This is a genomic window from Aquimarina sp. 433, assembly GCF_054054605.1.
In genome coordinates this window covers 64,208-90,670 of record NZ_JBSWZK010000002.1, presented here as the reverse complement: position 1 = coordinate 90,670, position 26,463 = coordinate 64,208, and the positions used below count along the sequence as shown (strand labels likewise).

General features: G+C 34.1%; 19 protein-coding genes. 10 read left to right on the top strand and 9 right to left on the bottom strand.

Annotated elements, in window-relative coordinates:
• The first annotated feature begins 131 nt into the window (after window positions 1-131).
• Window positions 132-1,460: an Ig-like domain-containing protein gene (locus ACWNT5_RS04530; RefSeq protein WP_456516747.1), complete on the top strand. Its 1,329-nt coding sequence runs from the start codon at window positions 132-134 to the stop codon at window positions 1,458-1,460.
• A gap of 82 nt (window positions 1,461-1,542) precedes the next feature.
• Complete coding sequence (locus ACWNT5_RS04525) at window positions 1,543-2,727, top strand: beta-agarase (protein ID WP_456516746.1); 1,185 nt, start codon at window positions 1,543-1,545, stop codon at window positions 2,725-2,727.
• 171 nt (window positions 2,728-2,898) lie between these two features.
• On the opposite strand, the gene ACWNT5_RS04520 is transcribed toward ACWNT5_RS04525, so the two are convergent.
• A complete protein-coding gene (locus ACWNT5_RS04520) occupies window positions 2,899-3,600 on the bottom strand; it encodes an NUDIX hydrolase (RefSeq protein ID WP_299898040.1) in 702 nt (233 codons plus the stop codon).
• A 72-nt stretch (window positions 3,601-3,672) separates the two neighbouring features.
• Here ACWNT5_RS04520 and galK point away from each other — a divergent pair, with 72 nt between their 5' ends.
• Genes galK through ACWNT5_RS04505 form a run of 3 tightly spaced genes read left to right on the top strand, consistent with a single transcriptional unit; the run spans window position 3,673 to window position 6,933 of the window.
• Window positions 3,673-4,821, top strand: a complete 1,149-nt coding sequence (galK, locus tag ACWNT5_RS04515) for a galactokinase (protein ID WP_456516745.1) — start codon at window positions 3,673-3,675, stop codon at window positions 4,819-4,821.
• A gap of 20 nt (window positions 4,822-4,841) precedes the next feature.
• On the top strand, window positions 4,842-5,873 hold the full coding sequence (locus ACWNT5_RS04510) for a UDP-glucose--hexose-1-phosphate uridylyltransferase (protein ID WP_456516744.1): 1,032 nt from the start codon (window positions 4,842-4,844) through the stop codon (window positions 5,871-5,873).
• 31 nt (window positions 5,874-5,904) lie between these two features.
• On the top strand, window positions 5,905-6,933 hold the full coding sequence (locus ACWNT5_RS04505; RefSeq protein WP_456516743.1) for a LacI family DNA-binding transcriptional regulator: 1,029 nt from the start codon (window positions 5,905-5,907) through the stop codon (window positions 6,931-6,933).
• An 8-nt stretch (window positions 6,934-6,941) separates the two neighbouring features.
• On the opposite strand, the gene ACWNT5_RS04500 is transcribed toward ACWNT5_RS04505, so the two are convergent.
• A complete protein-coding gene (locus ACWNT5_RS04500) occupies window positions 6,942-8,567 on the bottom strand; it encodes an alkaline phosphatase D family protein (protein WP_456516742.1) in 1,626 nt (541 codons plus the stop codon).
• A gap of 442 nt (window positions 8,568-9,009) precedes the next feature.
• On the opposite strand from ACWNT5_RS04500, the gene ACWNT5_RS04495 reads away from it, so the two are divergent.
• From ACWNT5_RS04495 to ACWNT5_RS04480, 4 genes are all read left to right on the top strand, one after another.
• Window positions 9,010-12,213, top strand: coding sequence for a DUF1553 domain-containing protein (locus ACWNT5_RS04495; protein WP_456516741.1), 3,204 nt, complete (start codon window positions 9,010-9,012; stop codon window positions 12,211-12,213).
• A 7-nt stretch (window positions 12,214-12,220) separates the two neighbouring features.
• Complete coding sequence (locus tag ACWNT5_RS04490; protein WP_299605341.1) at window positions 12,221-13,726, top strand: DUF1501 domain-containing protein; 1,506 nt, start codon at window positions 12,221-12,223, stop codon at window positions 13,724-13,726.
• 11 nt (window positions 13,727-13,737) lie between these two features.
• Complete coding sequence (locus ACWNT5_RS04485) at window positions 13,738-14,856, top strand: 6-bladed beta-propeller (RefSeq protein ID WP_456516740.1); 1,119 nt, start codon at window positions 13,738-13,740, stop codon at window positions 14,854-14,856.
• 77 nt (window positions 14,857-14,933) lie between these two features.
• Window positions 14,934-16,298 carry a c-type cytochrome domain-containing protein gene (locus tag ACWNT5_RS04480; protein ID WP_456516739.1) on the top strand — a complete coding sequence of 455 codons (1,365 nt, stop codon included), beginning with the start codon at window positions 14,934-14,936 and terminating at the stop codon, window positions 16,296-16,298.
• Between the two features lie 28 nt (window positions 16,299-16,326).
• Here ACWNT5_RS04480 and ACWNT5_RS04475 read toward each other — a convergent pair whose 3' ends face one another.
• Window positions 16,327-18,639: an FdhF/YdeP family oxidoreductase gene (locus tag ACWNT5_RS04475; protein WP_456516738.1), complete on the bottom strand. Its 2,313-nt coding sequence runs from the start codon at window positions 18,637-18,639 to the stop codon at window positions 16,327-16,329.
• Window positions 18,640-18,805: 166 nt separating this feature from the next.
• Here ACWNT5_RS04475 and ACWNT5_RS04470 point away from each other — a divergent pair, with 166 nt between their 5' ends.
• The gene (locus ACWNT5_RS04470; protein ID WP_456516737.1) at window positions 18,806-19,696 is read left to right on the top strand and encodes an AraC family transcriptional regulator; all 891 of its coding nucleotides are present in this window, start codon (window positions 18,806-18,808) and stop codon (window positions 19,694-19,696) included.
• 22 nt (window positions 19,697-19,718) lie between these two features.
• Here ACWNT5_RS04470 and ACWNT5_RS04465 read toward each other — a convergent pair whose 3' ends face one another.
• The 6 genes from ACWNT5_RS04465 to ACWNT5_RS04440 all read right to left on the bottom strand — a co-directional run bounded on the left by ACWNT5_RS04465 (window position 19,719) and on the right by ACWNT5_RS04440 (window position 26,284).
• A complete protein-coding gene (locus ACWNT5_RS04465) occupies window positions 19,719-20,978 on the bottom strand; it encodes an NAD(P)/FAD-dependent oxidoreductase (protein ID WP_456516736.1) in 1,260 nt (419 codons plus the stop codon).
• Window positions 20,979-21,020: 42 nt separating this feature from the next.
• Window positions 21,021-21,329, bottom strand: coding sequence for a 2Fe-2S iron-sulfur cluster-binding protein (locus tag ACWNT5_RS04460; protein ID WP_456516735.1), 309 nt, complete (start codon window positions 21,327-21,329; stop codon window positions 21,021-21,023).
• Window positions 21,330-21,364: 35 nt separating this feature from the next.
• Window positions 21,365-22,522 (bottom strand): cytochrome P450, encoded by a 1,158-nt coding sequence (locus ACWNT5_RS04455; RefSeq protein ID WP_456516734.1) that lies wholly within the window; start codon window positions 22,520-22,522, stop codon window positions 21,365-21,367.
• 76 nt (window positions 22,523-22,598) lie between these two features.
• On the bottom strand, window positions 22,599-23,426 hold the full coding sequence (locus ACWNT5_RS04450; protein WP_456516733.1) for an alpha/beta hydrolase: 828 nt from the start codon (window positions 23,424-23,426) through the stop codon (window positions 22,599-22,601).
• A gap of 30 nt (window positions 23,427-23,456) precedes the next feature.
• Complete coding sequence (locus ACWNT5_RS04445; RefSeq protein ID WP_456516732.1) at window positions 23,457-24,581, bottom strand: Zn-dependent alcohol dehydrogenase; 1,125 nt, start codon at window positions 24,579-24,581, stop codon at window positions 23,457-23,459.
• A gap of 92 nt (window positions 24,582-24,673) precedes the next feature.
• Window positions 24,674-26,284 (bottom strand): tetratricopeptide repeat protein, encoded by a 1,611-nt coding sequence (locus ACWNT5_RS04440; protein ID WP_299898079.1) that lies wholly within the window; start codon window positions 26,282-26,284, stop codon window positions 24,674-24,676.
• Window positions 26,285-26,463: the final 179 nt, after the last annotated feature.

Here is a 26,463-nt window from a genome sequence, read left to right as displayed (position 1 = left end):
TTTTTAATGCCTAATCATACTTATTTATACAATACTCCTAAACGAATTATTTGGGGTCATAAAATTATGTCTAAACATTTAATTATGGGTGACTTGTGTCATTAGATCCTATCACATTAGAAGTTTATGATATGAAGTCAAGCCTGGATAAAAAAGTTGAATTAATTAAAAAGAAAAAGAAAATGTTAAAAAAATGGTATTCACAAATAGACTTAAGAATTGTACCAATAGTTGCTTTCGCAATGGTAATGTCTAATTGTTCCAATGAAGAGTCAAAACCAGATACGAATTCTATGGATAGCGAACCAGTAGCTGTAAATGATACTTTAACAGTTGAAGAAGATAGTAGTTCTGGTGAGGCAAATAGAATCAATGTTTCTGCAAACGATATTATTGGAGAAAATGGTGGAGATGGAGATGATTATAGTATATCCACCGAACCTTCGAATGGTACACTTACTGAAATTAGTGATGGTGTATTCGAATATATTCCTAATTACAATTATGATGGAACAGACCGATTTACATATATCATAACAGATGCAGATGGAGATGAAGCAACAGCAAGCGTAAACATAACTGTAAATCCATTTGTGCCTACAGCAGATGATTTTAATAACATAAATCCTGATCTACCATCTTTTGTTTCTATAGATGATACCACACCTCTTGACAAAAAGTGGGTGAAAATGGAAGCAATGTCAGATGAATTTGATGTCTGGGATGCTAATAAGTGGTTTAAATCTACTTGGAACTATGGAGTACCTGTTTTTATGTCTAATTCCAATGAAAATTCTGGTGTTGCTAACGGTAATTTATGGATAAAGGCTACTCTTAATGAATCTAACCCAGAACAAAGGTGGTTTCAAACAGCAAGAATCCATTCCAGAGAGAAAACAAGCTATCCTATGTATACAGAAGCTCGTATAAAAACAGCTCATATATCTGCGTATAATACCTATTGGTTAAACAACGGAGATATTTCTGATAGAGATGAAATTGACATTATAGAAAACAATTCTAAACCTTCTTGTAATTGTCAACCAGACTTTCCAACAACTATGAACTCTCAATATTTTCATGCCGATTCAAATTTGACACCAGTTACTATAAGAAATAAAGGGAATTATAGTAATAATAATTTGTCAGATACCAATCCTCTAAAAGGTATTAGATGGAATGAGGAATATCATATCGTAGGAGTATGGTGGAAGGATAATAAAAATATTCAGTTCTATCTAGATGGAGAACCTGCAGGAAGTGTAGTAGTTGGCAACCATGAAACGGGAGACAATTTTCCGAGTCGTGTTTTTACCAGAGATTTAGAGATAATTTTTGATTTATGGACTAATGAGGCGGATTGGTTAGGAGGACTTCCGCCAAAGTCCGATTTAGGAGATGATACCATTAACACTATGCGAGTTGATTGGGTGAGAACTTGGAAATTAGAAGATAAGTAAGCCGTAGAGAACATTTAAAATATTTAAAAAAGCTTTTAAAACCCTGTAAATTTTATAGAACTAAAAGCGTAATATTATAAAAATGGAAATATCATTCTTATTACTTTTTAGCGTATTTATATCATTAAAATCCTGTTCTAATGGAGATGATATCGCAAATCCTGTAACCATTACTGATCCTGATCCCGATGTGGTTGTCACAGATCCGGATGATCAAGGATTTGATTGGGAAGGAATAGATATTCCTGCAGAAGCAGGAGAGGGCAAGTTTTGGAAATTAAATCAGGAAGCTTCGGATGATTTTAATTACAATTTTACTGCTACGCCAAGTGCAGCGACATTTGGAGGAAAATGGACTAATTTTTATCATAATAACTGGGAAGGACCAGGTCCTACTAAGTGGGTTAGAGAAAATGTTTCTGTTGGAGATGGAGATCTTCAAATCAAGGCTACCAGAGTCCCGGGAGAGACTAAATCTTTTGATGTAGATTGTGATGTAGATGGTGTGGCAGAAACTTGGACTTTACCTACTACTAGAGCAGGTTGTATTACTTCGACGACAAGAGTAAAGTATCCTGTATATGTAGAAGCAAGAGTAAGAGTTGCGGATGCAGTTACGGCCTCTGATGTCTGGCTATTAAGCCCTGATGATACTCAGGAAATAGATATTATAGAGGCCTATGGTGGAACTGGAGAAGATGATAGGAATTTATGGTTAGCAGAGCGTATACACCTTAGTCATCATACTTTTATTAGAAACCCTTTTCAGGATTACCAACCAAGAGACGCAGGAAGTTGGTGGAGAAAAAATGGAGTCAATCAATGGGGTGGTCAATGGGTTCGAATTGGAGTGTATTGGAGAGATCCAAAACATTTAGAATATTACATTGATGGTGAAAAAGTAAGAATACTTTCGGATAATGCGTTTGCAAGTAGAGATGTTAATGGTAATTGGTTGTATACCTATCCACAACCTGTTAGTAATGGTTCCTTGCCAACTGCGGCCAATGGATTCCAAGCAGTTAATCAAGCGAGTAGCTTAGAACAAGCCCAAAGCAACTCTTCTACCAGTGTTATTGATCCACTTAATTATCTTAATAACGGAATGAATTTAGATAAAGAAATGGATATTATCATTAATGTCGAGGATCAAAATTGGAACGCTTGTAATGGGCGAACTCCGTCGAACTCTGAGATTCAAAATGAAGATAATCATACCTTTAAGGTAGACTGGATACGTATATATGAACCTAAAGAAGTTAATTGATTTAGATTAGATTTTTGTTTGAAGTAAGTGAGAAAAGATAAAAGCTTGGTAAGACTCGTTACTTTTAGTTATAAACTAAGCTTTTCTTTTCAAACTTGCTGAAAACTATTGAGAAGTAAGTTCTTAATTTTGAAAAATGAATATCGAAAATTCTATTTAAGAAATCTTATACTATCCTTTAAATATAAAGCTTTGATCTGTTTCCTTTTCATAATCAAACTCATATAAGTAAGCCCCTTTTTTGGAGCTCGATTTATCTTTAATTTCAGTTTTTTTCAAAAAATTTAGAGATAGTAACTTTTTCCTAAAGTTTCGAGAATCTAATCTTTTTTGAAAGATTTGTTCGTATAAGGTTTGAATTTGTGGTAAAGTAAAATATTTCGGAAGTAACTCAAATCCAATTGGAGAAAACCTAGCCTTTTCACGTAGTCTATCCAGTGCATCTTTTACCATTTGATTATGGTCTAATACTAATTCTGGTAACTCATCTAGTGAAAACCAAAATGCACCATGTTTATTCACTAGTTCTTTATTATTCTCATCGATTCGGATTAGAGCATATTGGCCAATAGAAATACAGCGTGCTCCGGGATCTCTATCAACTGCTGAGTAGGTCTTTAGCTCTTCCATAAAAATGTTTTCCAGACCTGTAATATCTTTTAAGATTCTTAAACCAGCTTGATTAGCATTTTCATTTTGTCTGATAAAACTTCCAATCAAAGACCACGAACCTTTTAGAGGTTGTATTTCTCGCTTAAAAACAAGAAGTTTTAAAGTTTCATTGTCAAATCCAAAGATGATACAGTCTACAGCAACCAATACCTGCTCTTTATTTTCATACCAACTATTTTGCTGATTTTTGGCAAACTCCATAAAATATTCTTTAAAAAATAATAAATGTAATAATTACATTTATTATTTTTGTTATAAATAAAGGTTTTAATAATGAACAAAGAAAATACATTTATCCCAGAGCTCATAGTATCTTCTCCAGGGAGAATAAATTTTATGGGTGGTCATACGGATTATAATAATGGTTTTGTACTTCCTACTGCTATTGATAAAAAAATACGTTTTGAGTTTAAAAAAAATGGAACAGCGGATACTTGTAATTTCTATAGTAGAAATTATGATAAATCCTTAAGAGTAGATCTAAATAATATTTCACCTAGCACAGAAAATTGGGAAAATTATATTTTAGGTGTACTACATCAGCTATCTAAAAGATCAGATAAGATTCGAGGTTTTGATTGTTTCTTTTCTAGCGAGTTAGCAATTGGTTCTGGATTAAGTTCATCTGCTGCTCTAGAGTGTGGTCTTGCATACGGTGTAAATTCATTGTTTGAATTAGGGCTTTCTAAAAAAGATATCACTGTACTAAGTAGAGATGCTGAACATGAATATGTTGGTACTAAATGTGGTATAATGGATCAGTATGCTTCCGTTTTTAGTGAAACAAACAAAATTCTTTTTCTTGATTGTAAATCTCTCGAACATAGCTTAATTCCAATTGATTTGGTGGATTTTAAAATACTAATTCTAAATACCAATGTAGAACATAACCTGGCTACTAGTGAGTATAACGTTAGAAGACAGCAATGTGAGGAAGGGGTAGCTTTTATCAAGAAAAGATATCCAAATATCTCGTCTCTTAGAGACGTTAATTTAGATATGTTAGAAGAGGTAAAAGATGAAGTAAGTCAAACTGTTTTTCGAAGATGTCAATATATTATCCAAGAAAATAAAAGAGTTTTAGCAGCTGCGGAGTTTCTAAAAAATAACGAGTTAAATGAATTTGGAGACCTTTTATATCAATGTCACGATGGAATTCGACATAAGTACGAAGTTAGTTGTGATGAATTAGATTTTTTAGTGGATTTCTCCAAAGAAAAGGAATATGTAATTGGATCCAGAATGATGGGTGGAGGTTTTGGAGGATGTACGGTAAATATTGTACATAAAGATTACATCGATGCGTATACAGAAGAAGTGAGTATAGCATATAAAGAACGATTTAATATCGATTTAGATGCTTTTCAGGTAATGCCAAGCAATGGAACAAGTATCGAATTTACAAAGTCTAAAGTATCATAGTAAGCTAAAAAAGATATCACATGATTAACGAAAATCCCCATAGAAGATATAACATACTAACAGGAGAATGGGTTTTAGTATCTCCTCATCGTACTAAACGGCCATGGCAAGGAAAAGAAGAAAAACAATCTATAGCCCAGAGACCTTCTTATGATCCGAATTGCTATCTGTGTCCAGGAAATACTAGAGCAAGTGGAGCTTCAAATCCCCAATATGAAGGACCTTATAGTTTTGTAAATGACTTTTCTGCCTTGTTGTCTGAAACTCCAAAAGAGGTTTTTTCCGAAGGATTGTTGAAAGGAGTATCTGAAAGAGGGGTTTGTAAAGTAGTTTGCTTTTCTCCTGATCATTCTTTGACATTGCCTATAATGAAGGTAGAAGAGATTCAAAATGTTGTTAAACTATGGAAAAGGGAATATGAGGAATTAAGTGAGGTGTCATATATCAATCATATTCAGATATTTGAAAATAAAGGAGATGTCATGGGGTGCAGTAATCCTCATCCTCATGGTCAAATATGGGCTCAGGAGTCTATCCCGCTGGAAGTTTCTAAGAAAACAGCGCAAATGAAGAAATATTGGCTTGATACGAATCAAAGTTTATTACAGGCCTACTTAAAACAGGAATTGGAGACAAGAGAAAGAATAATTTTAGAAAATGATCACTTCGTTTCTCTGGTGCCATATTGGGCAATTTGGCCTTATGAAACAATGATATTGCCAAAAGAACATAAACGAAGTATTAAAGAGCTAAATGAAGAGGAGATAGCTTCGTTTGCGCAAATCATAAAGGATTTAACGATTAGATATGATAATTTATTCAATTGTAGTTTTCCGTATTCTGCAGGGATTCATCAAGCTCCAACAGATGGAGACCCTCATAAAGAATGGCATTTTCATATGTCTTTTTATCCTCCATTATTAAGGTCAGCAACCGTAAAAAAGTTTATGGTAGGTTATGAGATGTTTGCAGATCCACAGCGTGATATTACGGCAGAACAAGCAGCAAAAACTTTAAAATCCTTATCAACAGTACATTATACTACAGGATAATTTTCTTTAAGCGGTGGATAAAAAGTGAGATATGAGTAATCAAATGATGACATTAAAAAAACTTGCAGAGCTATCTAATTTTTCGGTTTCTACCGTGTCAAAAGCATTAGCTGATAACCCTGAGATTAGTATAAAGACCAAAAATAAAATCAAAAAGCTGGCAGAATTTTACAACTATAAACCAAACATAACTGCCAAAAACCTAAAGGAGAGAAAAACAAGGGCCATAGGAGTGATCATTCCTAATATTTTGGCTCATTTTTTCGCTAAAGTTTTATCTGGTATTGAAAAAGAGGCAACAGAAAAAGGATATAATATTATTACTTGTATCTCGGATGAATCTTTTGAAAAAGAAGTAAAAAGTATAGAAATGCTAGCAAATGGAAGTGTTGATGGATTTATCATATCGATATCTAAAGAGACTTTCGTAAAAGAGAATTATAAGCATTTACAAGGAGCTATAGATAAAGGATTACCTATATCCATGTTTGATAGGGTGACTGATAAAGTCTATTGTGATAAAGTTGTTATTAACGATTTTCAATCTTCTTATACCGCTACAGAAAAGCTAATCAAATCTGGTTGTAAAAATGTTGTTTTTGTAACGCCAATTCATCATACAAGTGTAGGATTAGATAGGGTAAGTGGATATGAAAAAGCATTAAAGGACATATTAAAAAGAAAAGGGAAGCCTAAGGTTTTGGTAATTGAAGATTACCAAAAGTTTACAGATAGCTTTACAGCGTTTTTAAAGGATAATAAAGTAGATGGTGTTGTTGCGGCTGATGAACTCTCTGGAATTTATACAATGAATTTGTTAATTGGTGCGGGTCATAGAGTTCCCGAAGATGTTTCTGTTATTGGCTTTACTGACGGGATTCTTGCGGGTAATAGTAATCCTCCATTGACAACTATAGATCAAAGAGCTGTAGAACTTGGAAAAGTAGCTGCTAATAATATAATTAGTAGGTTAGAAGACAACCAAAAGGAAGCTATTACCTATGAAACTACAGTACTGGAAACTTATCTAATAGAAAGAGGTTCTACAAAATTTAAGTAGCTCTCAATCTATTCCATTTCTATGGTTATTGGCCAGCCAATAAATTGTTTAGCCTCTTTTTTTCGAACATCTTCAAACCTTGGCCAACACTCAAAGGTGACAGTTTTTTCTTTTTTTCGAAATCTAATCATACCATAACCAGCTCCATTCGAAGGGCTATCAGGATTGGCATAAGCGTGCATTGTAATCTTGTTATGAAAGCCATCAAGATATTTGCCTATCCAAGGAAGCTTATCAGAAGATGTAGCAGGTTCTGCATCTTCTGGCCACCACCATCGGCTATAAAAGTTGTTTACAATTGCAGGAACAACAAAAGCCCAAGGACCATCATCATATGACTCAATTCCATGTTGTATTACGGTTGCTAAGTGTTGATCGCCGGCAATGTGTATTGCATTGGCATTTTTTATAGCTTTTAAAGCTCTGTTCCTTCCCTTTTGTGGCCATCCGTTAGAGTCCATATCAGCATGTAATCTATTATCCATGGAACCATGTAAATGTGCTCCTCCACAAAATCCAGTTTGTGATAAAACTACTTTAAAATCGGTTGTTTGTTGATCGCTACCCCAAGATTTTAAGAATTCAATTTGCCGATTTCCTAATAATTCTAATCCATCTAGATCCACGGTATTAGGGTCATAATTAGGATCTCTAATATGATCAGGTCTTGGGCCAATTTGAGGAATCTTACCCTTTGGGCCTGATTTAAACTTTCTATCCTCAATAATGGCGAAATCAACACCTCCCCAAATCAAATTGGTATAATAAACGCCAATATCTTGCTGTATTGGTGTTGGATCGTACTGATCTGGAAGATGTGAGGTTTGACATCTTTCAACCATTTTTACATATTCAGGATGGTAAAAATAACCACCATCATCTCCCGCCATAGTAGAAGCTTTCTTACCATATTCGCCCCATAAATTTCCTTGTCCTATATCATGATCATCTGGTATGGTGATACAAGGTCTAGTTCTAAAAACCTCTCTAAACTGCAATCCAAATTTCAACCAAGCAGCAGTATGCTCCTGATGATCGTATGATTGATCCCCAGCAAAAAAGACTAAATCAGGATCCTGAAAATTTATGTTTCGTATATAATTATCTCTATCACCTCTATCTTTGTTGCTATTACAAGAAAGAGCAGCCAAAGTAATTTCGTCTTTATCTGTAGGATCTCTTCTAATAACACCTTCATACCTAGCTTCAGTGCTATGTAAAATTCGATAAGATATATTTTCTTTATAGTTCCAATTATTGATTCTAAAAGTAGCTGACCAACCAAGTTCGTTCACCATTTTTTTCTGGACTTCTCTCCATGTTCCATTTTCTTTGATTTCTAACCGAACTTCTCTAGTTTCATCTGGATACAGCGGGAATAGTTGTGCTGTTAATTTAAGAGTTTCATTACTAACTGTATAAATTCCAAATGCAATAACTTCTCCTCTTGGAACTTTTACATCAATGATGGTGTTCGACTTTCTATTCCACCAATCATTTGTGGCAATAGTATCAATACCTGTAAAAGGTGATTCTATATATGTAGGGTCAGATGCTGTTTCTTTTTGTGATTTTTTATTGGAACATCCTAGAAGTAAAGTAGATAAGATAAGGAAATAGCAAGCTTTTTTCATGATTGGAAATATGAATATAAAAGTTGTGGTTGTGTTATTTATTAGAAATTGAAAATTACAAAGTTCTCTAGTTTGTTAAAAAAAATAGACTGGACAAAAACTAAACAAGAAGAAAATGTGAAGAATCACTACTAAAAAATTATTTACAATTTCTTCTTAGTAGTAAAGGCCTTTTGTTTTGTTTTTCAATACTTCTAGCTAAAAAATTCTGATCAAAAACTAGATACTAAAAACATCTTGTCTTATTCGATTTTTCTTACAAATTGATGAGATTTTTACTGATTTATTCATATCGGTTTAGTTTTAAAACAGTGATTGTATAGTTTTTGTTCAGTCGATGTAGTCAACTTAAAATTGATGATATAGTAGTTTTGGTCCAATAATGTTGTGGAATAATTAATAAAAAATGAAAAAAGGTTATTTTTTGACAATACTGTTTCTTTTGAATATCTGTATAGGTTGTAAGCCTTCATTACCAGAGAAAGTAGCTGATGCATATGAGAAACTTCCTAAAACTATAGATTATAATACGCATGTAAAACCAATTCTATCTGATAAATGTTTTGCATGTCATGGTCCTGATAAAGCAAAGATCTCTGCGGGTTTACAATTACATTCCGAGGAAACTGCTTTTCTGGAATTACCAGAATCACCTGGTAAATTTGCTATAGATCCGGGAAATTTAAAAAAATCGGAAGTTTTTCATAGAATTTTGTCCGAAGATCCTAAACTGGTGATGCCCACTCCAGAATCCTATCTAAAACTCTCTTCTGAAGAAAAAGCAATTTTGATTAGATGGATAGAAGAAGGCGCAGAATATAAAGATCATTGGGCTTTTATTACTCCAAGCAAACCAGAGATACCACGTATAGAAAATAGAACTTTAGAAAAAAATCCGATTGACAATTTTGTAATCAAAAAACTATCTGAAAACAATTTAAATCTATCAAAAAAAGCTAGTAAAGAGTTGTTATTAAGAAGAGTCTCCCTTGATCTTACTGGTTTGCCACCAACCAAGGAGGAATTGCTTGATTTTTTGAATGATGCAAGCTCCAATGCCTATGAAAAGCAGGTTGATAGACTTTTGGCTTCAAAACATTATGGAGAAAAGATGGCAATCGATTGGTTGGATGTCGCAAGATATGCAGATACGCACGGATATTTTGTAGATCGCTATCGTGATATGAGCCCTTGGAGAGATTGGGTAATTAACTCTTTTAATGAAAACATGCCTTATGATCAATTCATAACTTGGCAGTTAGCCGGTGATTTATTAGAAAACCCTACTAAAGACCAAATCTTGGCCACTGGATTTAACAGACTACACCCCCAGAATTTAGAAGGTGGTATTATCGATGAAGAATTTAGAGTAGAGTATGTTTCTGATAGAACCAATGTGGTAGGACAAGGTATCATGGGATTAACCGTTGCCTGTGCTAAATGTCATGATCATAAATATGATCCGATTTCCCAAAAAAATTATTTTGAATTATTCAGTTTTTTTAATCAGGTAAATGAATCTGGTCAAATTCCGTGGGACTGGTCAATGCCTGTTCCTACGATGTTACTTCCGACCAAAGAAGAAGAACAAATGATGGCCTACATTGATGATCTTGTAAATAATTCTCAGCGTAAAATAGAACGTGTCACGGAAAGTGAAAAGGAAAAAGTAAATCAGTGGATTGCTAAAGAAAAATATCGAAGAGATTCATTTACAGATTCTAAACATTTGGTAGCATATTATGACTTCGAGAATTCTTCTTTGCGAAACAATTTAAATTATTTAGATAAAGGGGAAATGAAAACCCAGTTTGCTGGAAATCAAAAAATTATTCTCAAAGAAGGATACAAAGGAAAGGGACTTCAGTTTGATGGTGATGCGTGGTTAGATTTAGATAAAGTGGGAGTGTTCCAGAGAAGTGAGAATTTCAGTATTGGAATACGTGTTTTTATTCCGAAGGATCTCAAAGAAGGAGTAATTTTTCATAAAGCACAAGGGACAAGATTACATAGTTATCGTGGATATCATCTGTCGATTACAGAAGACAACACTTTTGAGTTACTGCTAGCGCACGTTTGGCCAGATAATGCGATCGTAGAGACCACGATTAAAGAAGTGCCGAGAGAAGAATGGGTTCAACTAACAATGACTTATGATGGATCTAGCAAAGCTAGTGGATTAAAGTTGTACGTGAATGGAGAGCATATGCAAACTAATGTAGTAATTGACAACCTATATAAAGATATTATATTTCATGATTTAGAGGATTATATTTATCCAGAACCCATAGAACCTGGTTTACAAATCGGGGCAAGATGGCGTGGTAAAGGGATTGCAGGAGCAATTGTAGATGACTTAAAAGTATTTAGCAAGGAGCTAACTCCTTTGGAAGTCTTAAAACTTTCTGATACTAAGCTTTTGAAACCTTTGATTTCAAAAACGTCCAAAGAACTCTCAGATACCGATAAAAAACTGCTTACCGACTACTATTTGTCAGCGAAATCCATTCCAACGCGAGAAGCCATTTCGTCGCTTCAAGAAGTTCGAACGATCCAAGCAGATAGCGCAGATAACATTAAGGAGATAATGGTAATGAAAGATTCTCCAGGACTCAGGAAAACATATTTATTAGAAAGAGGACAATATGATGCTCATGGAGAAGAAGTTTTCTCAAATACGCCAAGCAGTTTACCAGCAATGTCAGAAGATTTACCAAAAAACAGATTAGGATTAGCTAAGTGGCTAACAGATCCTAAACATCCATTAACGGCAAGAGTAGCTGTAAATAGGTATTGGCAGAATTTCTTCGGAAAAGGAATCGTAGAAACCTCTGAAGATTTTGGTAATCAAGGAAGCTTACCAACGCATCCTGAGTTACTGGATTGGTTAGCAACTAATTTTATAGAGTCTGGATGGGATCTAAAAGCATTAAATAAACAGATTGTGATGTCTCAAACCTATCAGCAAGATTCTAATGTTTCTGAGGAATTAAGAGAGATAGACCCTGATAATTTATTATTGGCTCGAGGACCATCTAAACGGTTGTCTGGGGAAATGCTTCGTGACAATGCATTAGTAGCAAGTGGATTGTTAAACACTAAAATAGGAGGCGAAAGTGTAAAACCATATCAACCAAAAGGACTTTGGAAGATGACACACTTACCCTACAAAAGAGATGCTGGAGATAAGTTATACAGAAGAAGTTTATACACTATCTGGAAAAGAACAGCTCCCAATCCTACCATTGCAACATTTGATGCTTCGACTAGAGAAATATGTATGACACGAAGACAAGAAACGAATACTCCTTTGCAAGCTTTAGTGTTGCTAAATGATCCTACATACATTGAAGCTTCTAAAGTAATGGGTAAAAATATGATAGCTTTTGCTTCTGTAGAAGAAGGTATTAAAGATATCTATATCCGATTAACGGGGAGGCAGATATCTCAAAAGGAGTTACAGTTATTAGTTGCTCTTCAACAGGAAGAATATGATAGGTTTAATAGTAATATTTCAAAAGCAAAAGGCTGGTTGGCATCAGGAGATTTTGCTTTTGATCCAGATGATAACCTATCGATGATCGCAGCAAATGCGATAGTTGCCAGCACCATTATGAATTCTGATGCCACCATAACTAAAAGATAATACGTCTATGTGCAATCACCACGATACCTTACGGTCTGATAATAAAGACCTACAACAAGTAGAAAAAATGATGGATAGGAGAGCTTTTCTAACCAAAACGTCTTTAGGTTTTGGTGCTTTGGCTTTAGGTTCTCTTCTAAATACAGAAAAAGCTTGGAGTGCTGTTAAAAATAATGTACAGCCTGATTTAGGAATGTTTAGCAGAAATGATTTAGGATTACCACATCATGTTCCGAAAGCAAAGAGAGCTATCTATTTGTTTCAGAGTGGCGGTCCTTCTCAAATTGAACTTTTCGATTATAAACCGAAGCTAAAAGATTTATTTGGTCAGGAATTACCAGATTCCGTAAGAAAAGGACAACGTCTTACAGGTATGAGTGCTGATCAAACGTCATTACCTATTGCTCCATCTATTATCGACTTTAAACAATACGGAGAATCCAGAGCTTGGGTGAGTAGTGCTATGCCTTATTTATCAGAAGTCGTAGATGATATCTGTTTTATAAAATCGATGCAAACTGATGCGATTAATCATGATCCTGCAATCACCTTTTTTCAGACAGGTAGTCAGCAACCAGGAAGACCTTCTATAGGTTCTTGGATTAGTTATGGTTTGGGTTCTGATAATGAAAACTTACCCACATTTATCACCTTAATTTCTAAAAACGGTGGAGGGCAACCTTTATATGCTCGACTTTGGGGAAATGGTTTTCTACCTACAGAACATCAGGGAGTACAATTTAGAAGCGGAAAAGATCCCGTATTGTATCTCACAGATCCTGAAAACTATGATGGTCATAATAGGAGAAATATGTTAGATTATCTAGGAAAATTGAATGATGTACAACATAGTTTCTACGGAGATCCCGAAATTAATGCCCGAATGTCTCAATACGAGATGGCTTTCCGTATGCAAACATCGATACCTGAAGTAACTGATATGAGTGATGAACCGGAGTATATTTTTGATATGTATGGAAAAGATAGTCGCGATCCTGGCACGTATGCTGCAAATTGTCTGTTAGGAAGAAAATTGCTAGAAAAAGGAGTCAAATTTGTGCAGTTATATCATCAAGGTTGGGATCAGCATATCGGATGTCCAAAAGGAGTTTTAGGAAATGCCCGAAAAACAGATCAAGCAAATGCTGCTTTGATTAAGGATTTAAAACAACGAGGCATGTTCGAAGATACATTATTGATTTGGGGAGGAGAATTTGGCCGTACAGTATACTCGCAAGGAAAACTTACGGCTACAGATTATGGGCGTGATCATCATCCTAAAGCCTTTACCATGTTTATGGCGGGAGCAGGTGTAAAACCTGGAATTACCTATGGAGAGACAGATGATTTTAGTTATAATGTAATTAAAGATCCTGTGCATACACACGACTTCCAAGCTACATTACTTCATCTTTTCGGGATTGATCATGAACGATTAACCTACAAGCATCAAGGAAGAAGATTCAGATTGACAGATGTACACGGACATATAGTAAAAGATATACTAAGCTAATTTTTCTTCCCATGAATAAAGAAAATTCAAGACGAGAGTTTATTAAGAATACAGCCTTATTAAGTGCAGGTGCAGCAATCGTGCCTTCTTTCGGATTTCATATTCTTAAAAACAATACTGTGAACAAAGAAAATATAATAGGTCACGGAGATTATCGATACAAAATTGTAAGAGATTGGGCAGATGTCAGTACGGTAAGAAATCCTATTCTTAACTGTCATGAGATGCAAATGGATAGCAAGGGCAGATTAATAATGATGGGAGATCATACGGATAATAACATTTTGATTTTTGATAAATCGGGAAAGCTTTTGGATTATTGGGGTACTGCATATCCAGGAGGACACGGTCTTACGTTGTTTGATGAAGGAGGAGAAGATGTTTTGTTTCTCACAGATTCTGGATGGTTTCTAGATAAAAATGGGAAATGGATACATCATAATGGGAGAGTGACAAAAACTACTACTGATGGAAAAGTTATTTTTGATATTGGACATCCTCAAACGATTGGAATTTACAATGCTGGAGATCATTTTTGTCCCACCGAAACTGCCATAGCACCTAATGGAGATATTTACGTAGCAGATGGATATGGAATGGATTATATCATTCAATACGATGCTAACGGAAAGTATATAAGACATTGGGGTGGTAAACAAAATGAGGATCCCAATTATAGATTAGATAATGCGCATGGAGTGGCTATCGATTATCGTGATAAAGAGAATCCATTAGTAGTATGTACGTCTAGAAATGAAGAATGTTTTAAATGGTTCACATTAGAAGGGAAATATGTGAAAACGTTGCATTTGCCAAATATGCAAGTCTGTAGACCTGTTTTCGATGATCAGAATTTATATGCAGGTGTTTGTTGGTCGCAACTTGAAGTTGGACGAACTACCTGGAAAGATCATACAGGTTTTGTAACCATTTTAGAAGATGATAAAGTTGTATCTAATCCAGGTGGTACAAAACCTTCCTATGTAAATGGAGAATTACAGAAATCATATCAGCTTAAGCATAAGCCAATTTTGCACGGTCATGATGTATGTATTGACGAGGATAAGAACCTATATATCTGTCAATGGAATGCCAATGGAACGCCTCCATTAAAATTAGAAAGAGTTTAAGAAAAGTAAAATAATTTTCTCAAACGATTAAATTGGATGTTTGGGAGCTATGGTAATAAAAATATATAAGAATATTCATGAACGAAGTATCTGATTTTGTTTTGTTTTTGGGAAGATTTCATCCACTAGTTGTACACTTACCAATTGGGTTTTTGTTTTTTGCATTTATACTAGAAATAGCAGCAAAATATCAGAAAAAAGAGCTATTGAAAGAAGCTGTGCCATTAGCCTTGTTTTTAGGAGGATTCAGTGCTATTATTGCTTGTGTGTTGGGATATATGTTGTCATTAAGTGGCGATTATGAAGGTGAAGCTTTGGATAAACATTTTTGGTTTGGTATAGCAACTACAGTTAGTACTATACTAGCCTGGTTGTTGAAAACGAAAAGAATTAAAAATATAGTAAAAGAGTCTGTTAGATTAAATATCGCAACACTTACTTTTATTGTTTTGTTATTAAGTATTACAGGACACTACGGAGGTAATCTAACTCATGGATCAGATTATTTAACAGCCTATTTACCTTTTACTACGAAAGAAAAAAAAGAAGTGCCCAAAATAAATACTATTGAAGAAGCAAAACTATTTGCTCATGTTGTTCATCCTATTTTGGATAACAAATGCTTCAGTTGTCATAATAATTCTAAGAAAAAAGGAGGCCTTTCGTTAGCAGATGAGGTTTCAATTCTAAAAGGAGGAAAAAGTGGTGTTGTTTTAATTGCTGGTAATAGTGGACAATCAGAGTTGATTAAAAGAGTTCATCTAGATCCTGATGACAAAGAATTCATGCCACCTGAAGGAAAAACTCCATTAACAGAAGAGGAAATAAAAATAATTGAGTATTGGATAGATCATGGTCAGGCGGATTTTACAGCAACAGAAGGAACGGTAGATACTCCAGAAGAAATTAAAAAATTATTAATAGAACAACTTCAATTGGGGGATGATCATTCTGCTGGGTCAATGATGGGTGTAGCTTCACCAGTGTCAGAAGAAGTTATGGCAAGCTTGATACAACTGGGAGTAAATATGAGAGAAATTGTATCAGAAACAAATCGATATGATGTTTCTATGTTACCTAAAAATAGCAAAGAATTTGATGTGAAAATTGTAAAAGAAATTCTGGAAGAACTCTCAAAAATTAAGAATAATATTGTTTGGTTGTCATTGCCATCCCAAGGAATTACAGATACCCATCTAGAAATAATAGGTGGTTTTAAAGGTTTACAAAAGTTGGCTTTGCAGAAAAATAATATCTCTGATGCAGGTATTCAACATTTAACTAGTTTAGAGCAATTAGAAAGCTTAAACCTACATAGTAACTCTTTAATAACGAATAAAAGTATCCAACAACTTTCCAAATTTAAAAAGCTAGAAAAAATATACCTGTGGAACACTTCTATTAAAAAAGAAGATAGTATAAACAAGAAAGTAATTTTATAGAAACGAAGTATTACTTAATTTGGACAAATTAGATTGTATCTTGACTACTTTTCTTTAATATTTTAACCACTACAGACTTACTAATCGGAGTATTGCTTTTATCTGCATAATGGTTGAAAGGAACCAGAATATTGGTTTCTGGAAAATACGTAGCAATATTTCCCTGAGGGATATTATAGGAAATTATCTTAAAGTTTTCCGCTTTCCTTAAGGTGTTGTCATAGTTGCTAGTAAGATCAACAATTTCTAAAGCAGCTAGATCAAACTTCTCAATGTCTTTAGGATTCATTAAAACCACTCTTCTTTCATTAAAAATACCTCGATAACGATCATTCATACCATAGATGGTGGTATTAAATTGGTCATGAGAACGAATAGTCATCATCAGGAATTCATCTTCTTGTAAATGATGATCTGGTACGGAACAATTACTAAATTGAGCTTTCCCATTTGGTAATTTGCTAAAATCTAATTCACGAACATTATTGGGAAGATAAAAGCCTGATCCTTTGGATTTTTCTTCTAGTCCTTTAAAACCTGCAAGCATCTCTTGTAGTTTTGCTCTTATAGCTGTATAATCTTCGCTTAATGATAGCCAATCTACTGGATGATTTCCTTTAAAATAAGCATCTGCAATACCACCGATGATTTCGGGTTCGCTTTTAAGATTATCTGAAGCAGGAGATAGCATTCCTTTTGATCTGTGTACCTTTCCCATACTATTTTCTACGGTAAAAAATCGTGGTTTCCCATCTTTTAGGTCAAATTCAGATCTTCCTAATGTGGGTAATATTAATGCTGTCTTCCCCGCAGTAGTATGTGTCCGGTTTAGTTTGGTACTTACTTGTACGGTTAACTCACAATTTTGTAAAGCATCAGCGGCATACTGTGTATCTGAAACAGCAGATACAAAATTCCCACCTAGTGCAAAGAATACTTTCGCCTTTCCTTCATGCATTGCTTTTATAGAATGTACAGTATCAAGACCTGCTTTAGTAGGTGGTGTAAAACCAAAGACATTTTCTACAGCACTATTAAATGCTGGAGATGCATGATGTACAATTCCAACAGATCGATCTCCTTGCACATTACTGTGTCCTCTTACAGGACATGTTCCTGCACCAGGTTTGCCTAAACTTCCTTTCAATAATAATAGATTTACACATTCTTTAATGTTTTCTACGCCATTTTTGTGCTGAGTAAGTCCCATAGCCCAACAAATAATAATCTTATTTTTATGAGCTAGTAGTTCTACAACTTGGTCGATTAAAGAAGATAATACTCCTGATTGTTTGATCAATTCTTGGGCATCAAAATTTTGCAGATGTTCCAAAAGTGATTCATACCCTTGCGTGTAAGTTTGAATAAATTCATGATCAAACACTTCTTTTGTTTGTTTATCTAATGCAGCAAGTTTGATAAGAATAGCTTTTAATAATGCTACATCCTGATTGATTTTTACTTGCAAATGAATATCAGTAAGCGCTTCTCCTCCTACAATAAGACCTTTTACTTCCTGAGGATTTTTAAATCTGATAAGTCCTGCTTCTTTAAGCGGATTGATACTGATTACTTTTCCGCCTTGTTCTTTGCATTTTTGTAATGCCGATAACATACGAGGATGATTTGTTCCTGGATTTTGTCCTATAACTAAAATAACTTCTGCTTTTTCGAAATCATCTAGTGTAACGGAACCTTTGCCAATACCTAGCGTTTCACTAAGCGCCACACCACTAGATTCATGACACATGTTGGAGCAATCTGGCATATTGTTAGTGCCAAAAGCACGTATAAAAAGTCCATATAAAAAAGCAGCTTCATTACTGGATCTTCCTGAGGTATAAAAGATAGCTTCATCAGGATCTTTAAGTTGATGCAAGTGTTCGGCAACAAGTTCGTAAGCTTTCTCCCAACTAATCGGCTCATAATGTATACTATCTGGATATAAAACCATGGGTTCCGTAATTCTACCACTTTTCCCAATTTGATAATCTGTCCATTGTGAAATTTCTTCTACCGAGTATTTTTTAAAAAAAGCAGCATCTACTTTTTTATTGGTGGCTTCTTCTGCCAATGCTTTTGCTCCATTTTCACAATATTCTGCAACTTTTGAAGGTGTATCAGGATCTGGCCATGCGCAACCAGGACAATCAAAACCTTCTTTTTGATTCATTTGAGCAAGTCCTTTTAATGATTTTACAACACCCATTTCTTTAAAAGCATGTTGTAAGGCTACTTTTACAGCCTTAGCTCCAGCAGCATAGGTAGAAGGTTCTTTTACTAGTAAATCAGAAAACTCAGTAGATCCAGTGATAGAAATATTTCTTTTGGAATTAGCCATTTTTGTGAAATGAAGAAATTAATGAAATGGAAGATACAATTATCGGTATAATAAATAATCTATTTGTAAAAATAAATAGTCCTGGTATATCGATTTCACGAAGATAGAATGTTGTTGAGAATAGTAATTGTACTATTTTTGCAATAAGTTAATTTTTATTGCCGTATTGAAACCAGTTTCAGAACATCCTAAAATAGAAGTTTCACTAGAAAAAATAGAAACTTCACAACACGCTTCTTTTCATACAGGAGTGTATAAGCAACCTTATTTTAGTGGTAACTGGCATTATCATCCCGAATTTGAATTATTATTGATTGTTAACGGGCAAGGCAGAAGATTAGTAGCGGATCATGGTGAAGATTTTGAAGTAGGAGATTTGGTTTTGCTTGGTGGATATTTACCTCATGCTTGGATTCCGGATGCCCGATTTCTGGAGGAGAGTTCTGAAGAGTACTGTGAGTCTATTTATGTGCAATTTAGAAAAGATATTTTTGGATCTCATTTTGTAGATGTACCCGAACTGAAAGGAGTTCGTAAAGTGCTACAGGCATCTGAAAGAGGTATAAAAATTATAGGAAAACATCGAACTCATATCGCTGAGTTACTTCAGGAAATCCCTAAGCTTTTTCCTTTAGATCAATTGCTAAAACTAATTAAAATACTGGACCTTATTAATCTTTCAGGATATCAGGTATTAGCATCAGAAAATTATTTGAAAAATAGTTTCTATTTTAAATCAAATCGGATTTTAAAAGTGCACGAATTTATAATGGAGCATTATAAACAAGATGTCTCTTTAGAAAAGTGTGCCGAAATGGTAAACATGACGGTATCCGCTTTTTGTAGATATTTTAAAAGTGAAACTAGCTTTACCTTTACCAATTACTTAAATAAAATACGAATAGATTTTGCTAAAAAATTATTGATTAATACAGACATGCCAATCAAAGAAATTGCTTTCGAATGTGGATACAATTCTGTTCCTTATTTTAATAGACAGTTCAAAAAAATAGAAAAGGTTTCACCTTATACCCTGCGAAAATCTGCTAAAGATTAATAGTGGTTTTTTAAAACGGTTTTTATTTTTTTAAGATTAGATTTGCGAGGTTTAGCTTTAAAGAAGAATCCCTAAGATTGGTTTTATTGATTTTTAAGTGTTCTTTAATGGATTTAGTACCTAACACATATGCTTTCGCATTATTGATAGCATCTACAGCCAATAATTCATCATTGTGGAAGTACCAAATAGAAAACTTATAGGTAGTTTCTTCTTCATTTCTAATAATTGCTTCGTTGTAATCAAAAGGTAACCCTACCATTTGTAGCTTAATTTCATATTGATCGGACCAAAACCATGGGATAGCATTGTAAATAACTTCTTTTCCGCAGATTGAAGCTGCCGCAATTTTTGCTTGATCCACAGCATTTTGTACAGACTCAAGACGTACAAAACGATTATAATGAAGGTTATGATGAAACGTACAATCTCCAATGGCATAAATATCTTTGTCGTTTGTTTGACAAGCCTGATTTACTTTTATACCTTTTTCAATTTCTATTCCTGCATCTTTTGCTAGCTCAGTATTTACAATAACGCCAGTGCCTAATATTATTAATTCGGCTTCATATGTGGTACCATCATGACAAGTGATCGTATTTGTATGATTTATGGATGTGACTGAAGAAACATTTTTGTTGGTATGAATTTGAACTCCATTTAAGGTATGTACATCATAAAAAAATTGACTCATTTCTGGAGATGTCACTCTCGCTAGTATTCTGGATTCGCGTTCTAAAAGAGTAACAGAAGTTCCTAGTTTTCTTAAGGAGGCAGCAATTTCTAATCCTATATATCCTCCACCAATAATTAGCACTCTTTTGTTGGTATCCTTTTTAACTTTCTGGCGAATCGCAGTAGCATCATGTGCTGTTCTAAGGGTATATACTTCAGTTGCTTTGTCTAAATCTTTAATAGGTGGAATTAGAGGTCTTGCACCAGTAGCAATTATAAGTTTGTCATATTGATGTATTACACCATCTTCTGTTATGACAGTTTTATGAATACGGTCAATTTTCTTTATCGAAACGCCAAGTTGTAATGTGATATTTTCTTTTTCATAACTTTCCAATGACTTCAGTAAGTTATTATTTGTCTCTTCTGTTGAGGTTAAATAAGACTTCGACAATGGAGGACGGTGATATGGAGTCTCTGGATCCTTGTCAAATATAATTATAGAACCAGTCCACCCTTGTTTTCTAAGAGAAAATGCAAAATTAACTCCTGCATGACTTGCTCCAATAACCAAACATATTGGAACTTTTGTGTTTTCGTTTAGCATAATAATAATTGAGGTAATTAGAGTGGACTGGTTATCATAAATTTATTGAGCAACTGTGACGATCAAGCCATCCAAACTATCACTAATTTCTAATTGACAACACAATCGGCTATATTCGGTTACATTATCATCTAGTTCTAGCATATCTTTTTCTATTTCTCCAGGAGCACCTGTTTTTTCGAAATAATCTGGATGAATAAATACATGACAGGTAGCGCAAGAACAAACACCACCGCAATCTCCGTCAATTCCTTTGATATCAATATCAACAGCTAGCTGCATTACAGATCCTGAAGTTCCTTCTACCGAAATGGTTTCGTTTTCACTAGTGATAAAAGTTATTTTAGGCATACTTATATTTTTTAATTATTTTTTTGAAAAGAGCGTTATTTGTTAAACTTCACGCGTAAGCTATCAAAACCTACTTTTCTTTTAAATTCTCCAAGCTCCTCGATATTTTCTTGAGCGTCAATAATATCTATAGAGGTTACTTTTTTAGTTAAGACTTGTAAGAGTATTTTCATTATTTGACGAGCATGTGTAGCTCCTAAACATTTGTGATGACTAAACCCAAAACTTACATGAGGATTAATTTTCCTATCTAACATAACTTCGTTTGGATTTTCGAATACAGTTTCATCTCTATTAGCAGATGCCCAACATAATGAAATACGAGTATCTTTTTCTACAGCATGCTCGCAAACTGCTGTATCTTGAGTAGCTACTCTTCCCATTTGTGTTAATGGTGCAAAATATCGTATCAACTCTTCTACAGCTTTGCTAATGATCTCAGGATTATCTTTCAGTAACTGTAAAGACTCTTTATGTTCAGCAAAATAGGCAATCGTATTTGTGATAGAATTAATTACGGTATCTCTTCCTCCGGCAAAGGTTAGAATCATAATTCCCTTTACTTCTTCTCTTGTGAGTTTCCTATCTTCAATGTTTGTGTTTAATAAAACGGAGTATAAGTCTTTACCTGGGTTTTTTACTGCGTTTTCAATTTGAGCATCTATATAATCATATAGGATATTAGCTTTGCTACCATCTAATGCACTGTCTTCACTTCTAAATACATGAGTTCCCCAAGAGATCCAAGTTTCAGATTCTTCATACGGAATATTTATTAATAAGGTTAAGGCTCTTGATTGTAAGCGTAAAGCAAATTCTTCTACAACTTCTACAGAACCATTTTTAGTAACGGCTTCATCAACTATATCTTCAATAATGTTAACCAATTCAGCTTGATACTCTGGAAGTAGTGGTCTTTTAAACCAATCTTCAATAAGATCTCTGTAGGTTTTGTGCATCGGAGGGTCTACTTCAAATGGGATTTGTCGCGTATCTCGTATTTGAACTTCTGATGGAATTACAATTCTTCCTGGAGCTGCTCCAGATTGATATGTTTTCCAATTATGGGCGCACTTTCTAACATCTTTAAGACGTAACACCATAGTAACAGGATCATCCTGATCATTCATTTCACCGTATCCCTTTTCTTGTCGAGCTTTATTAAAAGGATCAGAAAACTTACTATTCTTCATAAGCTGAATTATTTAGTGTAACAAAGTAAGTGAGATGTGTTTGATAGAAATTAGCTTATTTTGATAAATAGTTAAATTATTTTAACCTATTTTGCTTATCAGTTTGAAGGATATTATTGAAAAAAAGTATCGTGTCTTTTATGTGAGTTTCCCAATAACTCCATTCATGTTTTCCTGGATGTTCCAGATAAGTGTGCGCTATATTTAATTCTTTTAATTGGCGGTGCAATTTTCGATTACCTTCAATTAGAAGGTCATCTATACCACAATCAAATCGTAGTTTAGGGAGATGTTCTTTGTAGTTTAAGATGGTTTGATAGATGGATTCATTTTCTTTCTCTTCCTGAAAATAAGCATCTAAAGGCTCTTCTACAAAAAGTTTCATTTCTTCTAGTATCGTTATAGAGGATAATCCAGATATGGCCTCAAACTTTTGATGGTTTTTGATTCCCAATCGTAAAGCACCAAATCCACCCATAGATAGTCCGGCAATACATATTTTGGAGTTGGTACTAGCTTGTGGGATCAATTCGATAACAGCATTTATAACATCTTCGGTAATCCATTTCTCATAATCAGCATGTGTATGCGGAAGATAACCACTACCATCGCCCCATAATCCATCAGATGGCATAGTGATAATCATAGGCTCAATTTTACCGTTTTGAATCCAAGATTCCATTTTTAGATGTATACCAGTTTTCTGTGACCAAATCCAGTGACTTCCATAAACACCATGTAGTAAAATAGTGATCGGTAGATCTTTCAGATTTTTACCAGAAGGAACATATACAGTAATATCACCTCTTTGTTTGAGATGAGCACTTTTTACGGTAATATGTCTTAGATGATTGGCTTCAAAACGAGGGTCTGAAATTTCTGTTGTCCTGAATTTTGATGTCATAGCGATGTTTTTTTGATTTTTAATGCCTTATTAAGGTTCAAAAACAATGACACCTTTCGCATTTTTTCCAGCAAGCATATCATCAAAAGCTTGTTGTAACTCTTCGAATTTGTAGGTTGAGGTTACCATTTCATCTAATAGTAAATCGCCTTTGTCATAGAGCTCTAAAATCTTAGGGAAGTCGATATGAGGTCGACATTTACCATATAGTGGGTTGATGTATATTTTGTCCCATTCGAATAATTGCATATCAATGGTTACTTCTTGTTCAATTCCACTTACCTGAACAGCAGTTCCGGCATTACGAATCATTCCTAAAGGTGAAGCACCTAATTCTGGTATGGCAGTACATTCAAATGCAAAATCGGCACCTCTATTGCCTACGATTTCTTTAACTTTTGTCGTAGCTTCTTTTAAACCTTTATCAGATTTTTGCGCTAGTACAAAATGGGTCGCACCAAATTGCTTGGCCATTTCTAATCTTGACTCATTAATGTCTATGGCTACAATTTTAGCTGCGCCCGATATTTTAGCTCCCTGAATTACATTAAGACCTACACCACCAGTTCCAATAACCGCTACGGTAGATCCTGGAGTTACTTTTGCTGTATTTACAGCAGAGCCGTATCCAGTCATTACTCCACAACTAACAATAGATGCGGAACTGAAAGGAATTTCAGTTTGATATTTTACTACAGCTTGTTCTCTTACAACAGTATGGGTAGATAAAGTGCCAATATTAAAAGAGCGTTCTATACCTTTATCATTAAAAGTAGTGCTTTCTAATCTAGCATGTCCTGCTGAAACTTCTCCATCTGGTAAAGCATCTCCTGCAACTACTGGAGAGTTGTTTTCACAAATGTGTTGATTTTGTTCTTGACATTGAAAACAAGTTCCACAAGGAATGGCCCAATTGAGAATTACATGATCTCCTGGTAAAACAGAGGTGACATCGGGTCCAATACCTGTTACAATTCCGGCGCCTTCGTGTCCCAATATTACAGGTCTTCCCCAGTGAAGAGAATCATAATCCGTATGACATAATCCTGCTGCCATTATTTTTACGACAACTTCATCTCCTTTTGGTTCGCTTATCGTTATATCTTCAATGGAAAAATCGCCATTTCCATCAGTAATTGCTGCTTTTGCTAACATCTATAAAAGTATAATTGTTAGCTGCAAATTAGTGTTTAGTAAATGCTAATTATTAAACTGTTTTAGCAATTGATTGTATTATATATTCCCAACTAATAGTTAGATATAAACTCTACTAAGTTGTCATTTCTTTCGAGTTGCAATTTTTTACGCAATCTATATCTCGAAGTATGTACACTTTCTACTGAAATTCCTAGTAATGAAGCCATATCTTTACTGGAAAAATTCAGTTTTATCAAGGCACATATTTTTAGATCCGTTTGTGTTAGTGTTGGAAAGTTAGATTTTAAGTTTTTATAAAAACCTTGGTTTATATTGATAAACCTAGCTTCGAACTCTTTCCAGTTACTTCCCATTCCAGATTGGATGGATTTGATGATTTTATTTACGGAGTTTAAATTTAAATTGTCTTTATTTTCTGCTAGTGAATTTTTTAAGCCAACAATAAACTCATCTTTTTCGATAAGCTGAAGAGCCGATTTCGCCAATTCTTTATTTTTTAGCTCTATAGCTTTTTTACTTTCATTTAGCTTTAAGCGTTGTTTTTGTTTTAACAACCGTTGTTCTCTTTTGTGTTTTCTTTTTAGATTTTTAAAGGTCATTATACCCACAATAATTAGAAAAAAGAGGGTAACAAACAATAATGTGGCGCTAAGAAGAGATATTTTTTGTTTACTCTCTAGTTCCGACAAACGTTGTTCTTTAAGGAGTTTTTCTTGCTTTTCTTTTTGTAGTCGATATTGATCTTTAATTTCAAATAGGTACTCATTATTTTTACTATTAATACCAAATATTTTGTTTTCCAGATCAATGGCTTCCTTGATATGAGAAAATGCACGTTGGTAATCTTTAGAGTCATAGTATAATTGGGATACTTCTTTGTGATTAATAATCTGATAGTTCATATGACTATTATGTACATAAGATACCTCAAGTGATTTGTTATAATGAAATTTACTTTGCTTATAGTCTTTTTTAAGCTGGTATAATCTAGCAAGAAAGTAATGGATAATCACCAAATAAGATTCGTTATTTTCTTTGAAATATTCTTGTGATTTTAGAAGTATTTCTTCTGCCTTTTCAAATTTTCCTTCATTTGCTAAAAGAAATCCTCTTTCAGATTCTAAAAAATAGTTTCGAACTCCTTCATTTTTAGACCTAAAATAGAGATAACAACTATCCAAATAAGTCCTTGCGGTCTCATAATCCTTATTGTATCTATAAAAATTCGCTATAGAAAAATAGTCGCTAATGGTATAATCGATACTAAAACCATTTTTAGAAGAAAGATCTTTGCTAATAGTAAGAGCATTACCAAAATTTTCTAATGCTTTAGTGTTGCGATTATAAAAACTGTATAACCATCCTAGAGATTGATACACTCTGGATTTAGAGAATGAATCATCACTTTTTTCAGCAAGAAATAATGCTTTCCAGTATCCATCATATGCTTTTCCATAATTAAGATTGTGACCATACAATTCAGAGAGTTCGTTAATACTATTAATTAAATTGAAGGTGTCTTTTTTGAATGTAAAAAACTCAATACTCTTTTCGTAGTTATGTATAGCTTTTTCAAAGTTTACAAACTTATTTTCTCTAGCCTTTTCGAGATATTGATTTGTTTTATATAGTTGTTGCGACCATGAGATACTAATGCAAAATGCTATAAAAACTATCGAAATTGGGGTTCTTTTAAACATAACTTTTTCTTCGAGTAAGCCTAAGGCGTTTTTGGGTTATAATTGAAATATTGTTTTATTTCTTCTTTGTTTGCTGATATATTCTTTGTTAAAGCCTGAATACTTTGCGTAATTCATATAAAGTAACGAAAATAAAGAAGCATTAAAGTTGTGTTTCAAGAGGTCTAGGCAAAAATAGT

What these genes read in the sequence shown, in the direction of transcription:
- ACWNT5_RS04505 (WP_456516743.1), top strand. Translation starts at nt 5,905, where the DNA reads ATGAGTAATCAAATGATGACATTAAAAAAACTTGCAGAGCTATCTAAT.
- ACWNT5_RS04490 (WP_299605341.1), top strand. Translation starts at nt 12,221, where the DNA reads ATGTGCAATCACCACGATACCTTACGGTCTGATAATAAAGACCTACAA.
- ACWNT5_RS04525 (WP_456516746.1), top strand. Translation starts at nt 1,543, where the DNA reads ATGGAAATATCATTCTTATTACTTTTTAGCGTATTTATATCATTAAAA.
- ACWNT5_RS04475 (WP_456516738.1), bottom strand. Translation starts at nt 18,639, where the DNA reads ATGGCTAATTCCAAAAGAAATATTTCTATCACTGGATCTACTGAGTTT.
- ACWNT5_RS04520 (WP_299898040.1), bottom strand. Translation starts at nt 3,600, where the DNA reads ATGGAGTTTGCCAAAAATCAGCAAAATAGTTGGTATGAAAATAAAGAG.
- ACWNT5_RS04485 (WP_456516740.1), top strand. Translation starts at nt 13,738, where the DNA reads ATGAATAAAGAAAATTCAAGACGAGAGTTTATTAAGAATACAGCCTTA.
- ACWNT5_RS04530 (WP_456516747.1), top strand. Translation starts at nt 132, where the DNA reads ATGAAGTCAAGCCTGGATAAAAAAGTTGAATTAATTAAAAAGAAAAAG.
- ACWNT5_RS04500 (WP_456516742.1), bottom strand. Translation starts at nt 8,567, where the DNA reads ATGAAAAAAGCTTGCTATTTCCTTATCTTATCTACTTTACTTCTAGGA.
- ACWNT5_RS04440 (WP_299898079.1), bottom strand. Translation starts at nt 26,284, where the DNA reads ATGTTTAAAAGAACCCCAATTTCGATAGTTTTTATAGCATTTTGCATT.
- ACWNT5_RS04465 (WP_456516736.1), bottom strand. Translation starts at nt 20,978, where the DNA reads ATGCTAAACGAAAACACAAAAGTTCCAATATGTTTGGTTATTGGAGCA.
- ACWNT5_RS04480 (WP_456516739.1), top strand. Translation starts at nt 14,934, where the DNA reads ATGAACGAAGTATCTGATTTTGTTTTGTTTTTGGGAAGATTTCATCCA.
- ACWNT5_RS04460 (WP_456516735.1), bottom strand. Translation starts at nt 21,329, where the DNA reads ATGCCTAAAATAACTTTTATCACTAGTGAAAACGAAACCATTTCGGTA.
- ACWNT5_RS04450 (WP_456516733.1), bottom strand. Translation starts at nt 23,426, where the DNA reads ATGACATCAAAATTCAGGACAACAGAAATTTCAGACCCTCGTTTTGAA.
- galK (WP_456516745.1), top strand. Translation starts at nt 3,673, where the DNA reads ATGAACAAAGAAAATACATTTATCCCAGAGCTCATAGTATCTTCTCCA.
- ACWNT5_RS04455 (WP_456516734.1), bottom strand. Translation starts at nt 22,522, where the DNA reads ATGAAGAATAGTAAGTTTTCTGATCCTTTTAATAAAGCTCGACAAGAA.
- ACWNT5_RS04510 (WP_456516744.1), top strand. Translation starts at nt 4,842, where the DNA reads ATGATTAACGAAAATCCCCATAGAAGATATAACATACTAACAGGAGAA.
- ACWNT5_RS04445 (WP_456516732.1), bottom strand. Translation starts at nt 24,581, where the DNA reads ATGTTAGCAAAAGCAGCAATTACTGATGGAAATGGCGATTTTTCCATT.